This window comes from Polaribacter staleyi, from assembly GCF_038024045.1.
Taxonomy (GTDB): domain Bacteria; phylum Bacteroidota; class Bacteroidia; order Flavobacteriales; family Flavobacteriaceae; genus Polaribacter; species Polaribacter butkevichii.
In genome coordinates this window covers 2433398-2452005 of record NZ_CP150665.1, presented here as the reverse complement: position 1 = coordinate 2452005, position 18608 = coordinate 2433398, and the positions used below count along the sequence as shown (strand labels likewise).

Sequence of the window (18608 nt, the reverse complement as noted above, 5' to 3'; positions counted from 1 at the left end):
AGCTATAGAATTTTATATTTTTTGATGGCTTCTTTATGTTTTTTGTAGAAATAATGGCAGATATAAGTTACTGCAAAACCGGCTGAAAAGAAACCTAGAAAAACTCCATTATCATTAAAATAATTTCCTCTGATTAAAGAAATAATTATAAAAATAATACTTAGATATTGTGTTTTTAGTATGTAGCTATAGGTTGTTTTTACTTTAGATTTTATGTTACTAACTATAATATATAATAAGTAAATAAGGCAGGTAGCTGAAGTGGTGTAAACAATTTGATTCAAATTATTTATGGTGTTTTTAGAAAGTACAATATTAAAATTTGTAAAAATAATTACAGGTAAAGAATAAGCTACTAAATAAATAAAGTAAAAAGGTTTAAAAATTTTAACGGCATTTTTTACAACAATTTCAGCTTCATTATACTGTAAGCCAAAATAAAAACTAGTAGTTTCGTCAAAATGTTTATCCCATTTTAAAATGGTTGCTTTAAAGGCATTCTCAAATAAGAAATTTTTGTCTATAAAATACTCTACATCAGAAACCATATGGTCTAAAATTTCGACTTTCAGATCTATATAATGAAACTTCTTTTTATCAAGATAATTTTCTACTATTTGTATTTGCTCTTTAGATAATGTTTTGACCCCTATAAAACAAGAGTAATCTTTTAAATTTCGATTATTAATTAAGCTGTTAAATTTTTCATCATAATTAGATGTTTATCTGTATTCCATTTTTCCATTGGGGTTATACGTCCCAACAATCCGTGAAGTCTTCTATTGTTATAAAATTTCACGTATCGTTTTAATATTTGCTCTATTTCACCAAAATATTGATAGTCGAACCTTTTAAAAACTTCTTTTTTTAATATTCCGTGATACGCTTCTATATGTGCATTTTCCTCAGGTGTTGCAATGTGTGTAAATTCTTGTTGTACTCCGATTAAACCTAAGTATTCACGTACTCTTTTAGCTATAAATTGGCTTCCATTATCACTTCTAATAACTACATTATTGGGGTAATCATAATCTTGAAACAACTCAGATAGTAATGTAATAACGTGATGCTGTTTAATGGTAAAAGAAAAATAGTCTTTTAGTATTCTACGAGTATGAACGTCTATGACCGAGAGTAAATAAGCATTCTTTCCTACACTTGGTATCCAAACCATTTTTATATCCATTTCCAGGCATTCTAAGGGCTTAGAAGTGTGAACTTTTCTGAACTTTACAAACTTGCGTCCTGAACCACTTCTATCTATCCTATTATCTAGTTTGAGTAAGCCTTCTTCTTTCATAATTCTATATAGTTTTTTATGATTTATAGTGTACCCCTCTCTTTTTAAATAGCTGGTCATTAATCGATAACCACAATCTATAAACTCATGCTGTAAAATTTCTTTTATAGCTGCAACTACATCGTTTTGTAATACAAAGCCTTTGGTCTTATGAAAAGTTTCTTTAGTTGGCTTATTTCCTTTTTTACCACCACTAGGTTCTCTGTAGTAACTACTCTCTACAATACCTACCATTTTTAGGATTTTTGTTTTGCTACACTTATATTTTTTATAAATTGCATTGACTAAATCTTTCTTGGATCGGACGTTCCAAACTTTTTTTTTAAAAGTTCTCGTTGTACTTCAAGCTCAATTTCTCTATCACTTAATAATTTTCTTAAAACTCGATTCTCTTCTTCTGCCTCTTTAAGTTCTTTACTCTTGGTATCATAAGTTACCTTCAAACCTGCTTCTCCTTTGTGCTCAAACTTCTTTCGCCAACTGTAAAATGTTCCAGTGCTTACACTGTATTTTCGGCAGGCTTCTACAATACCTATTTCTTCTGAAACTGATAGAATTTCTAACTTCTGTTCTAATGTCCATTTCTTGTATTTCATATCTCAAATATATTAGTTTTGAAATTTAAAATATCACTCCGAACTATTAAGGGGCTAAACTAGATAATTCCATAATTATGAAATTTTATATTTTTTGATAGTTTCTCTGTGTTTTTTATAAAAATGGTAATAAATATAAGTTCCCAAAATAAAAGAGAATAAAAGTCCAACTTGAAAGGGATTAAGATGTCCTTCTCTATTAAAAAAATCGAAGTCTATTAAAAGAATGGCTCCTAATAAAATATTTAAACCTTGAGTTTTTAAGATAAAACTGTACGTGGTTCTTTTTTTATTTTTTGAAATCAATAGAAAAACAAACAATACAACAGTTAAAACAGTAACAATTTGAAAAACTAAATTGAGGCTACTTTCTATATTTATAGAATATAGAAAATCCATTTTATTTATTAAAAAATATGATAGTAAATAAGGTATTGGCATTAAGAAAAACCATTTTTTAAAATTCTTTTTTGCCTTTTCTAATACTATTTTTGGGGCAGAATAAGCTACTCCAAAAAGCCAACTAGAAGTTTCTTTTAAATGCGTATCCCATTTATTAGTGACGCTATAAAAAACTGTTTCAAAATCAAGATTTTCCTTTGTCATTTTCGTTTCTATATCAGAAACAATATGATCTAAAACTTCAAAACGAACATCAATATAAGTAATGTTTTTAAGGTTTAAATAATGTTCTACTCTTTGTAGTTGTTCTTTGTTTAATTCCATAGCTAAAATTTTTACTCCAAACTAAATTTAGGATTCACCAATTGTTGCATCGTTTTTAAAAACTCTTGCATTTCATCCAACTTGTTGGCTGTTTCTTTGGTGCCGATTTCTGTTAACTTGTAATATTTTCTAAGCCGATTACCAACTTTAGCAACCTCTACATCTAATAAACCATCGGCTTCTAGTTTGTGCAATGCAGGATACAAAGCACCCTCGGTAATTTTTAATTCGCCTTTGGTTAATTCTTTTACTTTTTGAGTAATCTCATAACCATACATTTTATCGTTTGTTTCTAATAACTTTAAAATGATGGTTTGTAAAGACCCTTTATATAATTTCTGATTTCCCATTTTATTGATGTGTAATCGTGTAACTGTTTATTTGTTTAATTGTCATTGCAAGTTTACCAAGCAGTCTTATCATTAAAAACAGATTGCTTTGTTCTTTGTTGTGACAATTTCTTAAATACAAATATATACATAATTTTCTTATACATAAAATTCTTATGTATTATTTCCTTTTTAATTTATAGTGTTTATCCTTGTAGGTGTTTTTATAATTACACACACTTTTGTAATCAATAAAAAACATGCTATGAAAATGAAAAAAATTTACACTTACTTATTTATTTTAACATTGGGAGTTACCAATGCGCAAACAAAAGAAAACAAATTTATGAATGGAGAAAGTCAATATGATTCTTGGGCATTAAGCCTCTTTGTTGGCCCTAGTTCCATTTACACCGGAGATTTAAGAACAGATGAAACTGCTTTTAAGTTAGGAATTGCCGGTCAATTAGGAGTCACCAAATGGTTTAATCATGCTTTTGGTGTAGAAGGACTGCTACAATTTGGTAAAACTAGACAAACAAATGCAACTCCAAATTTAGATGGGAACACAAAATACTTAGGTCTTTCCTTTAACGGAATGTTAAACCTTAATACTGTTTTTAGAAGAGGAGATTTGGTTGGTAATAGAAAATGGAATGCTTATGTGTATGCAGGTATGGGGTTTATGGATTTTACTGCCAGGGTTAGAAATACCAAAACCAATGTAACAACAGTGTATAAAAATAACTTCCCTAGAAGAAGTGCTTATGTACAAGGGGGTGCTATATTGTCTCGAAGATTAAATGATAATTTCGATATTTCTGCAAGAGCAAACTTTATGTTAAATGGTAGAGACATGTTTGATGGTGTAGCTTCTACCAAACATGCAAATGCACAAGAGCGTTTGCTTACAGCAAGTATTGGTATAACTTATCATTTCGGTACAAAAGAAAAATTAGTTTGGTCAGATCCTTATGCACTTAAACTAAAGGATGCTTTAAGTAAACAAGAATTAAATAAACCTGTAAATAAAATATTAAACTTAAATGATGATGATAATGATGGTGTAGTCAATGAGTTTGATAAAGAACCAAACACTTTAAGTAACGCAGTGGTGGATGGTGCCGGAAGAGCATTAGATACAGATAATGATGGTGTAGCTGATGGTATTGATAAATGCCCTTTGGTTAAAGGAGAACAAAAAAATAATGGTTGCCCAAGTGAAGTGTCTAAAAAAATAGTTCAAGAAAATGAACTAGATGCCTTAAACCTTTCTTTAAGAGGTATTCAATTTGATACATCAAAAGCTATAATTAAAACAGAATTTTATTCTGTATTAAATAATGCTGTTTCTGTTGTTAAGAAATTACCTAATCAAAAATTTATGATTACAGGATATACAGATTGTTTAGGGAATTTAGATTCCAACCAAAAATTATCTGAAAGGAGAGCTAATTCTGTGAAGAATTACCTCATAAAAAACGGAGTTTCAAAATCTCAAATTTTTGTAAATGGACTCGGAGAAAATTCTCCTTTGCATTATTGTTCTCCATGTAATTCTTGTAGTAAAGAAGAGCACAAAGAAAATAGAAGAATAGAAATTAAAATTTTAAATTAGAGTTCGTTAATTATGCTGAATGAAAAGTGTTTAAACTATAATAGTTTAAACACTTTTTTTTATTATGGTAATCTTACTTTGTTACCTTTAAAACATCAGCAATAATGCGTTCTAATTCTGCTTTTGGTAAAGCACCATTTGCCATTTGTGGATCTCCTTCTGCAGGGCAAAATAACATCGAAGGAATACTTCTAATGCCAAAAGCAGCAGATAATTCTTGTTCTGCTTCTGTATCTATTTTATAAATGTCAATTTTACCTTCATATTCATTAGATAATTGTTCTAAAACAGGTGCAATTGCTTTACAAGGTCCACACCAATCTGCATAAAAATCTATTAAAGCGGGTCTTTTCCCTTCAAATTTCCATTCTTTGTTTTCTTCAAAATTAAACACCTTTTCTAAAAAGGCTGCTTTTGTTAAGTTTTCTGTCATAATAATATTATTTTCTTTCGATTAAAATCGAAAATATCTAATTTGTCTTTTTTGCCTAAGCAAGAATCTATTTATACAAAAGTAGTCGTTTTTATATACTTTAAATTACAGTATGTTAATAATTAGGTAAAAGTAGAGAAGCTTACAAAGGATGTATTATTTTAGTGTCTTCTAAAGAAACAATAAAAAAAGTTGATGTATCCAAAAACAAACAAAAAACCAGTTGTAGATTCTTATTTTGGAATCGATGTTGTAGACAATTACAGATGGTTAGAAGATGATGAAAGTCCAGAAACAAAAGCTTGGGTAAAAGAAGAAAACCAAGTTACTTTTAAATATTTAGATCAAATTCCGTACAGAAAACAATTAAAAGAACGTTTGTCTAAATTATGGAACTACGAAAAAATAGGAACTCCTTTTATAGAAGGCGATTACACGTATTTTTCTAAAAATGATGGATTACAAAATCAAAATGTAATTTATAGAACCAAAGGAAACTCTGAACCTGAAATATTTTTAGACCCAAATACTTTTTCTGAAGACGGAACCACTTCTTTAGGTGCTTTAAGTTTTTCTGAAGATGGTAAAACAGCTGCCTATTCTATTTCTGAAGGAGGTTCTGATTGGCGTAAAATTATTATTATTGATGTGGAAACCAAAACCACAAAAGAAGATATTTTGGTGGATGTAAAGTTCTCTGGAATTTCTTGGTACAAAAACGAAGGTTTTTACTATTCTAGTTATGATAAGCCAACTGGAAGCGAGTTGTCTGCAAAAACAGATCAACACAAATTATATTATCATAAATTAGATACTTCTCAAAAAGACGATACCATTATTTTTGGAGGAACTCCTGCAGAAAAACACAGATATGTTGGTGGGTACTTAACCGAAGATTTTAAATACTTGGTAATAACCGCACAAGTTTCTACTTCTGGAAATAAATTGTTTATCAAAGATTTATCTGATAAAAATAATGAGTTAAAACCAATTATAGAAACGGTAGAAAGTGATACTTATGTTGTTGATAATAGAGGAGATAAGCTGTTTTTGGTAACCAATTTAAATGCACCAAATAAAAAAGTAGTTACGGTAAACTTTACAAATCCTACGGCAGAAAATTGGCAAGACTTTATTCCGGAAACAGAAAATGTTTTAAGTATTTCTACAGGTTCTAATTATCTATTTGCACATTATATGGTAGATGCGGTTTCTAAGGTTTTTCAGTATAATTTTACTAGAGAAATTATTAGAGAAATTAATTTACCAGGTATTGGTTCTGCTGGTGGTTTCAGCGGAAAAACAAAAGCCAAAGAATTGTATTTTTCATTTACCAATTATAACACACCAAATTCGTCATATAAATTCAACCCTAAAGAAGGGAATTACAAATCTTATTGGAAACCAAAAGTAGCTTTTAATGCAGATGATTATGTAAGTCAGCAAGTTTTTTATCCATCGAAAGATGGAACAAAAATTCCGATGATTATCACGCATAAAAAGGGAATGGAACTAAACGGTAAAAACCCAACTATTTTATATGGCTATGGAGGGTTTAATATCAGTTTAACTCCTGCTTTTAGTATTGCAAACGTAGTTTGGATGGAACAAGGCGGAATTTACGCAGTTGCAAATTTAAGAGGGGGAGGAGAATACGGAAAGAAATGGCACGATGCCGGAACGCAATTAAAAAAACAAAATGTTTTTGACGATTTTATTGCGGCTGCCGAGTTTTTAATCAGCAAAAAATATACTACGTCAGAATATTTAGCAATTCGTGGTGGTTCTAATGGCGGACTTTTAGTTGGTGCAACCATGACGCAAAGACCCCAATTGGCAAAAGTAGTTTTACCTGCTGTTGGTGTTTTAGATATGTTGCGTTATCACACGTTTACTGCTGGCGCAGGATGGGCCTATGATTATGGAACCGCAAATGACAGCAAAGAAATGTTTGAATATTTAAAAGGATATTCGCCAGTACATACTATAAAAGAAGGTGTAAAATATCCGGCAACTTTAATAACCACAGGCGATCATGATGATAGAGTAGTGCCTGCACATAGTTTTAAATTTGCGGCAGTATTACAAGAAAAACAAACAGGAGAAAACCCAACTTTAATAAGAATAGAAACCAATGCGGGGCATGGAGCAGGAACACCTGTTGCAAAAACAATAGCGCAATATGCAGATATTTTTGGTTTTACGTTATTTAATATGGGGTTTCAACAATTACCAAATCCGCCAAAGGCGAAAAAATAAGTTATAGTTTATAAAATAACTAAATTGATAAAAAGATGGCTGTTACTTATAGCTATCTTTTTCTTTTTTAGCAATGTAGTTACATAGGTATTTTGCATCTTTTTTTACACCGCCTAAAGTAGCAGAACCTCTTGTGTATAACCAAGGTAGCCCAATAAAATACAAACCTTCCATATCGCTTACGCCTCTATAATTTTTAGGATAATGGCGGTCGTCTAGTTCAATATTATCAATCCAACTAAAGTTGGGTTTAAAACCTGTTGCCCAAACAATATTTTTAATATCGTTTATTTTTTGTTTTTCAAATATGATGGTTTTCTCATTGGCATCTAATGTTCTACCAACACACGTAATGTTCTCTTTTTTAAACAATGTTTTTACATCGGTTCCAATAACTGGCTGACCGCTGTTGCTAAGTTTTTTACCAATCCAAGAATATTTATTGGCAGTTAAAAAACCAACTTTACGAAACCACCACCATAAAGTTTTGCCTAAGAGTTCTTGCGGTAGTGAAACGATGTTTGTGTTTCCAGAAAAATAAACGGTTCTATCGGTTTTTGAAACTTCATTTAGAATCTGAACTCCAGAGTCTCCCGCGCCCACAACTAGTGTTGCTCCTTCTTGTAACTGATTTGGACTTTTATAATGTTCGCTATGAATTTGTAAAACGTCTTTAGCTATTTTTGTATGACAACTTGGTGTAAATGGTTTGTGAAAAGGACCTGTAGCTATAATTACATTCTTTGCTTTAAAGGTTTGTGTATCACTTTTTAAGGTGAAAACACCGTGTTCTTTTTTTAAAGAAGTTATTTTATGGTTAAACTCAACCTGAATATTAAATTTGAAAACATACGATTTTAAATAATCTGCTACTTCGTATTTATTAGCATAATGCCCTTTTTTATAAGGGAATTTCATTCCTGGTAAACTATTAAATTCAGATGGAGTAAATAATTTTAAAGAATCCCATCTTTTTAACCAAGGTTCACCAGTTTCAGAATTTGCATCAACAATTAAAAAATCTGCATTTTGTTTACTTAAATGATAAGCAATAGCAAGCCCAGATTGACCAGCTCCAATTATAATATAATCTTTCATATGCAGTTATTGTGGTTACAAAACTAATGTATTTAAAAGGGATAAGTTTTGTTTTTTTAGAGATAAACATATGAAATAGATATGTCGTTTTTTAATTCTTTATATTTGATATGGTATTCGAGCAATTACCAAATCAAGAAAAAAAACAGAACTAAAAGTTAAAATTTGTAACAATCTGCAATTGTTGTTACTAATTGTATCAATTAAACTCAATCAAATCAATAAATCATGAAGACAATTAAAAAAGTGTTTTTTGTATCGGCTATTGCCTCTTTAGGTTTAGTAGCTTGTAAACAAGACAAACCTAAGGAAGAAAAAGCCCCTGGTATTGCCTTAGAAAATATGGATAAAACTGTAAAACCTACAGACGATTTTTTTAGACATGTAAATGGAACTTGGATCGATAAAACAGAAATTCCAGACGATCAAACTTCTTGGGGTGGTTTTAATCAACTTCGTAAAAAAACAGATGCAGACGTTTTGACTATTTTAAACAAAGCAATTGAAGAAAGAAATTTCCCAAAAGTAAAAGATGCTAAAGGAAACGAAATAGATTCAGATCAAGAGAAAGCGGTAAATTATTACCAAACCATAATGGACACGGTTGCTAGAAATGCCCAGGGTAAAGCACCAGTAATGCCTTATTTAGCAAAAGTAGACGAAATTAAAACAAAGAAAGACGTAGAAACATATTTAACAAACATGGCGCCTTATGGTGGCGGAGGTTTTTATGGTTTTGGTGTTTATAACGATTTAAAAAACAGCAGCCAATATGCAGGTTATATGGGCGGAGGAAGCTTAGGTTTATCTAGAGATTATTATGTAGATGATAAAGTAAAAGACAAATTAGAAAAATACCAAGAATTTGTAGCAAAAATGTTACAAGAATTTGGAGACGATGCAACTACAGCTAAAAAGAATGCAGCTACAATTGTTGCTTTAGAAACTAGTTTAGCAACACCAATGATGTCTAAAGAAGAAAGCAGAGATATTCGTAAGCTTTACAATCCTATGACGGTTGCAGAATTGCAAAAATTATCTCCAGCAATAGATTGGCAAGCACATTTAGATGGTGTTGGTGTAAAAGATTTAGAAAAGGTTATTGTAACAGATCTGGGTTATTTTAAAGCGTTAAGCGATGTTTTTGCAAAAACGTCTGTTGCAGATATTAAATTATTATTACGTTGGAATACTATAAACAGTGCTTTAGGTTCTCTTTCTACAGATTTAGAAACTGCAAACTGGGAATTCTATTCTAAAGAAATGCGTGGCGCTAAAAAACAACGTGCAAGAGATGAGCGTGCTTTAGGTAGTTTAAATGGTGCTGTTGGTGAAGCTTTAGGAAAACTATATGTAGAAAAAATGTTTCCACCAGAAGCAAAGGAAAAAGCCAAAGAAATGATTGACAATGTAATGTTAGGTTTCGAAGCTAGAATTGCACAATTACCTTGGATGAGTGAAGTTACCAAAGAAAAAGCATTAGAAAAACTACACAAATTAACCGTTAAGATAGCTTATCCAGATGTTTGGAAAGATTATTCAGAATTACAAGTTAAAGGATTAAAAGAAGGTGGTTCTTACTTTGAAAACGCTATTAATGTTACCAAATGGAACTACAACAAAGAAATGGCAAAATTAGGGAAAGAAGTAGATAGAACAGAATGGGGCATGTCTCCTCAAACAGTAAATGCTTACTTTAATCCTGTAAATAATGAAATCGTTTTTCCAGCAGCAATTTTACAACCTCCTTTCTATGATTATAAAGCAGATGAAGCTGTAAATTATGGTGGAATTGGAGCTGTTATTGGACATGAAATTTCTCATAGTTTCGATGATTCTGGTGCTCGTTTTGATGGTGATGGAAACCTTAAAAACTGGTGGACAGAAGAAGATGCTGTAAAGTTTAAAGAAATTGGCGGAAAATTAATTAAGCAATACAGCGATATTATTGCAATAGACAGCATGCACTTAAATGGAGAATATACTTTAGGAGAAAATATTGGAGATTTAGGAGGTGTACAAGCGGCTTACGAAGGTTTACAGATTTTCTTACAAAAGAACGGAAGACCAGCAGATATAGATGGTTACACGCCAGAGCAACGTTTTTTCCTTTCTTGGGGAACCATCTGGAGAACCAAAATGAGAGACGAAGCACTTAAAAATTTAATTATGACAAACACACATTCTCCTGGAATGTATAGAGCGTATATGCCTCTTAAAAACGTAGATGCTTTTTACAAAGCATTCGATGTTAAAGAAGGTGATAAAATGTATCTAAAACCAGAAGAAAGAGTGAAAATTTGGTAGTCCCCCAATTGTTTTATCAATGTAATTTTTTATAGAAATTACTTTTTAGAACTTAAGAACCGATACGAAAGTGTCGGTTCTTTTTTTGGGCGTTACCACAAGGGTCACGCTTTCACTACTCGCTTCTTGCTAAAAAGCAAGAGAGCTCAAACAAGCCGTTCAATCGTTAACGCAGCATACTTGCTGTCTTTTAGCTATAAGAAATCAAATAGAAATCTTATTTTTGTAAAATGCTAAAAGTAAAAACTATTTCTTTTTCTTATCGTAAAAACAAAACAATCTTAAACGATTTTAAATTCACTTTACAACAAGGAGAACACTTGTGTATTATGGGAGAAAGTGGTTGCGGAAAATCGACACTATTAAAAGCCATTTACGGTTTAGTAGATTTAAATAAAGGGAAAATATTTTGGAAAGAAGACCAAATTTTTGGACCAGAAAAACACCTTGTTCCCGGTTTCGAAAACTTTAAATACGTAGCACAAGATTTCGATTTAATGCCTTACATTTCTGTTTCAGAAAATATTAAAAAATTCTTATCTCGTTTTTATCCAGAAGAAAGCGAACTAAGAACACAAGAGTTATTAGAAGTCATACAAATGACCGCTTTTGCTAATACTAAAGTTAAAAATTTAAGCGGCGGACAAAAACAACGTGTTGCCATTGCTAGAGCTTTGGCAAAAGAACCTCAGTTATTGTTGTTGGATGAACCTTTTGGACAAATAGATAATTTTAAAAAGAACTCTTTACGAAGAAATCTTTTCAGTTATTTAAAAGAAAAAAATATTGCCTGCATTATTGCAACCCACGATAAAAATGATGCACTTTCTTTTGCAGACAAACTCATTATTATCAAAGACAATAAGATTATTGAAAACAATGCTCCAAAAGAGATTTATAACAATCCAAAAGAAAAATATGTTGCTGCCTTGTTCGATGATGTAAACGAAGTAACCATCAATAATATAAAGGAGTTATTATATCCGCATCAAATAAAAATTGTAGAAAATTCAGTATTAAAAGCAACCGTGTTAAACTCTTATTTTAAAGGTTCTTATTGGTTAATAGAAGCAGATTTTAATGAACAAAAAGTGTTTTTTAATCATATGATAGATTTAGAAAAGAATACTGAAATAAATCTTCAATTTTTATAAGTTATAAATAGTGTCACTTCGAGTGATTTCCGACGATAGGAGGAAATTGTATCGAGAAGTAATTCAGTTTTCAATAGTTCTCGATACATTTTATTTCACCAAAAAAACAGCAATTCCATCACTGTTAAAATATTCTTGCTGATAATTTTTATTCCACGTTAAAACTTACTTTTTCATCACCAATTTTAAGAGTGTATTTCCCTTTTGGTAAATAGTAGCTTTCATTATCTGCTTCCTGGATAGTTACTTTTTTATTGACTTTTTTGTAAGCTTTTAATCCTTTTTTAGAAAAAGAAACATTATAAATCGCTTTATTATAACCTTTGTCTGCATCAATAGAAATTGAATTTATTTTTACCTTTCCAGCATACACATCAATCGTTATTTTTTTATCAGCATTTACGTAAAACGGAACCTCTACTTGCGGTGTGTTAGCTGCTCTCCAGGGGCTTCTTGAATTTCCCCACCTTTTACTTTTAGTAATGTTTTTAACTTTAAAAATAGCAACTGATTTCGCTAAAATACTGTCGTTCATTTTTTGTAATGCAGCAATATTTGTTTTGTATAAACTGCGTCCGTGTGTGGCAACAATTAAATCTTTTGCTGTTGGCTGAATCACTAAATCGTGTACAGCCACATTGGGTAAATTGTTACTAAATGCTTCCCAAGAAGTTCCTTGGTTTAAAGAAACGTACAAGCCATTATCGGTACCTAAATATAAGATGTTTTCATTCTCAGAATCTTCTTTTATGACGTTTACTGCAGAAGTCGGAATTTCTTTACCAATGTTTATCCAAGTTTGTCCGTAATCATCAGACTTGTAAATATAAGGCGTAAAATCATCAAATCTGTAACCGTTTAAGGTGGCGTACACACGCGCTTTTTTAAATTTTGATGCAATTACTCTAGAAACCCATAAATCTTGAGGAAGGTTGTCAGAAATTTTTGTCCAACTGCCACCTCCGTTGGTTGTTAAACTGATAATTCCGTCATCAGAACCTGTGTAAATCAATCCAAATTGAAACGGACTTTCAGAAATTGTGGTTAACGTTCCGTAAGCAACATTTCCTTTTTTGCCACCATGCGTTAAATCCTCAGAAATTGTTTCCCAAGTATCACCTTGGTTTAAAGATCGGTGTAATTTATTACTTCCTAAATATAAAATATCTTGGTTGTGTTTAGATAACTGAATTGGCGTTTGCCAGTTAAATCGATACGGTTTTTCTTTTTTAGCGGGTTTAGGCTGTATGTATTTTCTGCTCCCCGTTTGTCTATCTATTCTAAAATAACTTCCAAATTGAGAGCCCGTGTATACAATGTTAGAATTTCTATCATCAATTTGAACCTGCATGCCGTCTCCACCCATTATAGATTGATACGGGTTTTGACCATATTGTTTCCAACTTTTATCGATTCTTGCATTATTAGGACCAAACCAAACTCCATTATCTTGTAAACCCCCGTATACATTATAGTTTTTTTCATGGTCTACATTTACAGCATAAAATTGACCTACCGGAATGTTGTTTAACTTTTCCCAATTTTCTCCATCATCATAAGAAATATTTAAACCACCATCATTACCTTCTAGTAAATGACCCGATTTTTTAGGATTTACCCACAATGCCTGATGATCTGAATGTGTATTTTCTTTACTAATAGAAGTAAAATTTTCACCACCATCTTTAGATTTTATAATAGTAACACCTAGCACATAAATGCTGTTTTCATCTTGTAAATCCACTCTAATTTCACCAAAATAATATCCGTAAGAACTATAAATACCGTCTAAGTAATTAGTGTGTGTTTTTTTCCAATTTTTACCACCATTTGTAGTTTTAAAAACTTCTGCACCAATTACAGGTTCTTCAAAAGCAACGGCCATTTCATTGTCTAAAAAAGTCATTAATTCTTTTGGCTTCATTCCGCCAGGTTTTAATAATTGTTTTACACCTTCTGCTCTAAATTTTTCTCTAAAACCATATTCTTTTAAATAGGTATTTAATGTTTTGTTTCTAAGTGCTAAAACTTCTGCAGACGTTAAGTTTTTAAATTGTTGTTTGGTTAAATTATAAGAAGTAACTTTTTTTCCTTTTGGTTTTCTTCTGTATTGGCTATCATGCAAAGCATACACGATATTTTCATTAAAAATAGCTAACCCAATTCTACCAACTCCGTTTCCTGTTGGAAAACCACTGTTATCGGCAATTTTTGTCCAAGAATTCCCTGCGTCTGTACTTTTGTAAATGGCAGAATTTTCTCCATCACCATCAAAATTCCAAGCTTTACGCTCTCTTTGCCAAGAAGCAGCATACATTACGTTAAAATTTTCTGGCGCAACGGCAACATCTATAATTCCGGTGTTTTCATTAATAAACAAGGTTTTTGCCCATGTTTTTCCTCCGTCTGTAGTTTTAAAAATTCCTCTTTCTTTATTTGAAGAGTATAAATGACCAATGGCACCTACAATAACCTCATCAGGATTGTTAGGGTTAATTAAAATTCTACCAATATGATGTGTATCTAGCAAACCAACATTTTGCCAAGTTTGACCTTTATCCGTAGATTTTAAAATTCCGATACCTGCATAACTAGAGCGAGAAGAATTATTTTCTCCTGTACCTACCCAAATAGTTCCGGTTTTCCAATCTACTGCAATATCACCAATATTTAAAGTTGCGGCATTGTCTAAAACAGGAGTAAGTGTTGTTCCGTTATTGTTGGTGTACCAAAGTCCACCAGAAGCATAACCCACATAAAATTCGGTGGTGTTTTCTGGGTTTACAGCAACATCTACTACACGTCCGCTCATTACGGTTGGACCGATATTGATAAATTCAATATTCTTTACTAAAGAAGAATTCATCATCAGAGATTTCTGTTCTAAAGATTGTTGAATGCTATTTGCATCTGTTGTTGTTTGTGCAAGTAAAGAAATAGAAAAAAAGAGGGCTAAAAAGCGGAAAATAAACTTCATAAAAGATGTGGTTTGGTTTAAAATGATGAAATTACCAATTGTATTTTCAATACCAAAAAAATTAACATAAAAAGGAATTTTAAGAAAAATTCATCCTCAATTTTAAACAACGTATCTTTGCAGGCTGAAACAACTACATAAAGTTGCTTTCAAAAATAACTTTTATGACATTTAAAGATTTAGGTTTATCTCCCGCTTTGGTAAAAGCAGTAGAAGAAAAAGGATACACCAAACCATCACCAATACAAGAAAAAGCAATACCACATATATTAGAAGGTAAAGATATTTTAGCATCTGCACAAACAGGTACAGGAAAAACAGCAGGTTTTACCTTACCAGTTTTACAACATTTAGCAGAAACAAAGCATCCAAAATACAGACCATTACGTGCGTTAGTATTAACGCCTACAAGAGAACTGGCAGCGCAAGTTTATGATAACGTTAGAGAATACAGTAAGTATGTAAACATAAAATCTGCCGTAGTTTTTGGTGGAGTTAATGCAAAACCACAGATTGCAACGTTAAGAAGTGGTGTAGATATTTTAGTAGCAACACCAGGTAGATTATTAGATTTACACAGCCAGAAAGCAGTGTCTTTTAACAGAATAGATGTTTTAATTTTAGATGAAGCAGACAGAATGTTAGACATGGGTTTTGCAAGAGACCTAAATAAACTGATTAGTTTTATGCCTGCAAAACGTCAGAATTTAATGTTTTCTGCAACTTTTTCTGCGGATATTAAAAAATTAGCTTCAGGGATTCTAAATAATCCTGTTTCTGTCGAAGCAGAACCACAGAATTCAACCGCTAAAAAAGTAACGCATAAAGTGTATCAGGTTGATAAAGGTAAAAAAACAGAGTTTACCATTAAGTTGATAAAAGATGGAAAATGGAATCAGGTTTTAATCTTTACAAGAACCAAACATGGTGCTAATAAATTAACAGAGAAATTGATAAAAGCAGGAATTTCTGCCGCTGCAATTCACGGAAATAAGAGTCAGGGTGCAAGAACAAAAGCATTAAGAAACTTTAAAGAAAATACTATTAAAGCATTGGTTGCTACAGATATTGCTGCACGTGGTTTAGATATTCCTTTATTACCACACGTAATTAATTTTGAGTTGCCAAATGTACCAGAAGATTACGTACATAGAATTGGTAGAACTGGTAGAGCGGGAGCAGCTGGAGAAGCAATTTCTTTAGTTTGTAGTGAAGAAACGGAATACCAAAGTGAAATAGAAAAATTACTAAAAGAAAAATTAAACTCTACGGTAGTAGAAGGTTTTGAGCCTACAGATACTGCAGCACCTAAAAGAGCGGCAACACAAAGTAAAGGTTCTTTTGGTAAGAAAAAAAGACCTACAAATGGAGGTGCTTCTCAAGGAGACAGACCAAAAAAGAAACCTCATTTTAAAGGAAATAAACCAGCAGGAGCTACTTCTGGAAGAGGAAGAACGGGAGCACCTAAAAAGAAGCGTTTTTAGACACTAATTTCTCTAATTCAGACAAATTTTATTATCCTACAAGGTTGTTAACCTTGTAGGATTTTTACTTTTAAAGAACCTTTACTACTTCCTTTTAGGAACAAAAACCACAAAGTCTGTCATTTCGAGCGTAGAGAGAAATCTCATATTGTTTGTTTATTGTTTTGTTATCACTGTTATGCGACTACTCAATGCTTCGAAGTGACTGGTTATGATGTCTTTTTTAAGCTAACGGAATTTGCGTTAGGGATTGCAGTGACATCCTTTTTGCTTTTTTAGCAAAAAGATATAACCTTTCGACTTCGCTCAAGATAAATTACAAGCCCGCTCGAACGCCCAAAAAACAACAATTATAATGTATTATTTTAGTCTTTTTGATGTAAAATACAATTGAGCATAATAAAATATAGAAAGAGATTTTTATATTTTATTAATAGTGAAATTGTAGCTACCTAAATATTGCTACCTTTGTTAGTAAACATAAATTCATCAGTATGAAATACGATAAAATAGACTCAAAATTATTTATAAAAAATCGAAAAAACTTTATGGCTGCAATGCAACCAAATAGTTTGGCAATTTTTAATTCTAATGACATTTATCCGATTAGTGCAGATAGTACAATGCCTTTTGAACAACACAGAGATATCTTGTATTTAAGTGGTGTAGACCAAGAAGAAAGTGTATTATTTTTGTTTCCTGATTGCCCTAACGAAGCTTATAGAGAAATTTTATTTGTTAGAGAAACCAATGACCATATTGCGGTTTGGGAAGGAGAAAAATTAACTAAAGAAGCTGCTTTTGAAACAAGTGGTATAAAATCTGTTTTTTGGTTGCAAGATTTAGAGAAAATCTTGTTTGAATTGTCTACATATGCAGATACTTTTTACATTAACACAAACGAACATTATAGAGCTAATGTAGAAACAGAAACGCGCGAAGGACGTTTTACAAAATGGTTATTAGCTAAATATCCTGCACATGCTGTGGCTAAAAGCAATCCTATTTTACAAAAATTACGCTCTGTAAAAGATACTATTGAGTTAGATTTAATTCAGCACGCTTGTAATATTACAGAAAAAGGATTTCGTAGAATTTTACCTTTTATAAAACCAGGTGTTTGGGAATATGAAATTGAGGCAGAATTATTACATGAATTTGTAAGAAATAGGTCTAAAGGCTTTGCCTATACGCCAATTATTGCAAGTGGTAACAATGCAAATGTTTTGCATTATATAGAAAATAATAAAGAGTGTAAAGCTGGCGATTTAATTCTGTTTGATATTGCGGCAGAATATGCAAATTATAAAAGTGATTTATCTAGAACAGTACCTGTTTCTGGTAAGTTTTCTGATAGACAAAGAGCTGTTTATAACGCAGTACACCATGTTAAAAAAGAAGCTACAAAATTATTGGTACCAGGAACTTTGTGGAAAGAATACCATGTTGAGGTTGGTGATATTATGACTGCAGAATTGTTGAAATTAGGTTTGTTAGACAAAGCAGATGTGCAAAATGAAGATAAAAACTGGCCAGCATATAAAAAGTATTTTATGCATGGAACTTCGCACCACATGGGGTTAGATACGCATGATTATGGTTTGTTACACAAGCCAATGGAAGCCAATATGGTGTTTACCGTAGAACCAGGAATTTATATTCCAGAAGAAGGTTTTGGAATTCGTTTAGAAGATGATGTGGTGGTACAAGAAAAAGGAGAACCGTTTAACTTAATGGGAAACATACCTATAGATGCAGAAGAGATAGAAGATTTAATGCAAGGTTAATTCTTAATATTAATATTTAAAAGCGAGTTGTACAACTCGCTTTTTTTATGGTTTAAATTTTATAACAAATATTCTTAATTGTAAGAAACCTATATTATATTTGCCGAAAGTCAAATTTTCTGAAAAAAACAGTTTGCATATTAATTTTTATAGCCTTTGCTTTTAGGCCAATATATTCTATTGGTTATATAGCCTATTTTGAGCTAAATCTTAATTATATAATAGAAACCTACTGTGTAAATAAAGACAAGCCAGAATTACAGTGTAACGGAAAATGTCATTTAGCAAAACAAATTGCACCCAAGGTAGATTTTGATAACGGAGAAACAAAAGGTGTACACATGATAACGGAAGCATTTTTTCCTGTTTTTAAAGAAAATGACTACAGCTATTCTATTAAAAAACTTCTTTTTATAAAAATAAAAGATAATTGGAAATTAACCACTTTGCATCCAATTACTCTTATTGGTTCTTTAGAAGAGCCACCAGATTTTCTTTCATAAATAACAAACAATCAATAAACATTACAATCATTTTAGT

At 31.5% G+C, this 18608-nt stretch carries 15 protein-coding genes; 7 read left to right on the top strand and 8 right to left on the bottom strand.

Going from position 1 to position 18608, the window contains the following annotated elements:
• Positions 1 to 2: 2 nt before the first annotated feature.
• The 5 genes from WHD07_RS10450 to WHD07_RS10430 all read right to left on the bottom strand — a co-directional run bounded on the left by WHD07_RS10450 (position 3) and on the right by WHD07_RS10430 (position 2972).
• Positions 3 to 548: a hypothetical protein gene (locus WHD07_RS10450; protein WP_343328340.1), complete on the bottom strand. Its 546-nt coding sequence runs from the start codon at positions 546 to 548 to the stop codon at positions 3 to 5.
• A gap of 140 nt (positions 549 to 688) precedes the next feature.
• On the bottom strand, positions 689 to 1576 hold the full coding sequence (locus WHD07_RS10445) for an IS3 family transposase (protein ID WP_343330977.1): 888 nt from the start codon (positions 1574 to 1576) through the stop codon (positions 689 to 691).
• Between the two features lie 8 nt (positions 1577 to 1584).
• Positions 1585 to 1896, bottom strand: coding sequence for a transposase (locus WHD07_RS10440; RefSeq protein WP_343328339.1), 312 nt, complete (start codon positions 1894 to 1896; stop codon positions 1585 to 1587).
• Positions 1897 to 1971: 75 nt separating this feature from the next.
• Positions 1972 to 2622, bottom strand: coding sequence for a hypothetical protein (locus WHD07_RS10435; RefSeq protein ID WP_343328338.1), 651 nt, complete (start codon positions 2620 to 2622; stop codon positions 1972 to 1974).
• Between the two features lie 11 nt (positions 2623 to 2633).
• The gene (locus WHD07_RS10430) at positions 2634 to 2972 is read right to left on the bottom strand and encodes a PadR family transcriptional regulator (protein ID WP_105049842.1); all 339 of its coding nucleotides are present in this window, start codon (positions 2970 to 2972) and stop codon (positions 2634 to 2636) included.
• Positions 2973 to 3222: 250 nt separating this feature from the next.
• Here WHD07_RS10430 and WHD07_RS10425 point away from each other — a divergent pair, with 250 nt between their 5' ends.
• A complete protein-coding gene (locus WHD07_RS10425) occupies positions 3223 to 4569 on the top strand; it encodes an OmpA family protein (RefSeq protein WP_343328337.1) in 1347 nt (448 codons plus the stop codon).
• Positions 4570 to 4642: 73 nt separating this feature from the next.
• Here the strand turns inward: WHD07_RS10425 and trxA are convergent, their stop codons facing one another.
• Positions 4643 to 5002, bottom strand: a complete 360-nt coding sequence (gene trxA / locus WHD07_RS10420) for a thioredoxin (protein WP_105049844.1) — start codon at positions 5000 to 5002, stop codon at positions 4643 to 4645.
• 195 nt (positions 5003 to 5197) lie between these two features.
• On the opposite strand from trxA, the gene WHD07_RS10415 reads away from it, so the two are divergent.
• Positions 5198 to 7261, top strand: a complete 2064-nt coding sequence (locus WHD07_RS10415) for a prolyl oligopeptidase family serine peptidase (protein WP_343328336.1) — start codon at positions 5198 to 5200, stop codon at positions 7259 to 7261.
• 42 nt (positions 7262 to 7303) lie between these two features.
• Here the strand turns inward: WHD07_RS10415 and WHD07_RS10410 are convergent, their stop codons facing one another.
• Entirely contained in the window at positions 7304 to 8359 is a 1056-nt protein-coding gene (locus tag WHD07_RS10410) for an NAD(P)/FAD-dependent oxidoreductase (protein WP_343328335.1), read from the bottom strand.
• 228 nt (positions 8360 to 8587) lie between these two features.
• Between WHD07_RS10410 and WHD07_RS10405 the strand changes: the two genes are divergently transcribed.
• Both WHD07_RS10405 and WHD07_RS10400 read left to right on the top strand, forming a co-directional pair.
• Positions 8588 to 10666 (top strand): M13 family metallopeptidase, encoded by a 2079-nt coding sequence (locus tag WHD07_RS10405; RefSeq protein WP_343328334.1) that lies wholly within the window; start codon positions 8588 to 8590, stop codon positions 10664 to 10666.
• A gap of 230 nt (positions 10667 to 10896) precedes the next feature.
• Positions 10897 to 11820 (top strand): ABC transporter ATP-binding protein, encoded by a 924-nt coding sequence (locus WHD07_RS10400; RefSeq protein ID WP_343328333.1) that lies wholly within the window; start codon positions 10897 to 10899, stop codon positions 11818 to 11820.
• A gap of 148 nt (positions 11821 to 11968) precedes the next feature.
• Here WHD07_RS10400 and WHD07_RS10395 read toward each other — a convergent pair whose 3' ends face one another.
• On the bottom strand, positions 11969 to 14797 hold the full coding sequence (locus WHD07_RS10395) for a VPS10 domain-containing protein (RefSeq protein WP_343328332.1): 2829 nt from the start codon (positions 14795 to 14797) through the stop codon (positions 11969 to 11971).
• A gap of 164 nt (positions 14798 to 14961) precedes the next feature.
• Between WHD07_RS10395 and WHD07_RS10390 the strand changes: the two genes are divergently transcribed.
• From WHD07_RS10390 to WHD07_RS10380, 3 genes are all read left to right on the top strand, one after another.
• Positions 14962 to 16281: a DEAD/DEAH box helicase gene (locus WHD07_RS10390; RefSeq protein WP_343328331.1), complete on the top strand. Its 1320-nt coding sequence runs from the start codon at positions 14962 to 14964 to the stop codon at positions 16279 to 16281.
• Positions 16282 to 16775: 494 nt separating this feature from the next.
• Positions 16776 to 18068 (top strand): aminopeptidase P family protein, encoded by a 1293-nt coding sequence (locus WHD07_RS10385; protein ID WP_343328330.1) that lies wholly within the window; start codon positions 16776 to 16778, stop codon positions 18066 to 18068.
• 341 nt (positions 18069 to 18409) lie between these two features.
• Entirely contained in the window at positions 18410 to 18571 is a 162-nt protein-coding gene (locus tag WHD07_RS10380) for a hypothetical protein (protein ID WP_170062918.1), read from the top strand.
• Positions 18572 to 18608 lie beyond the last annotated feature (37 nt).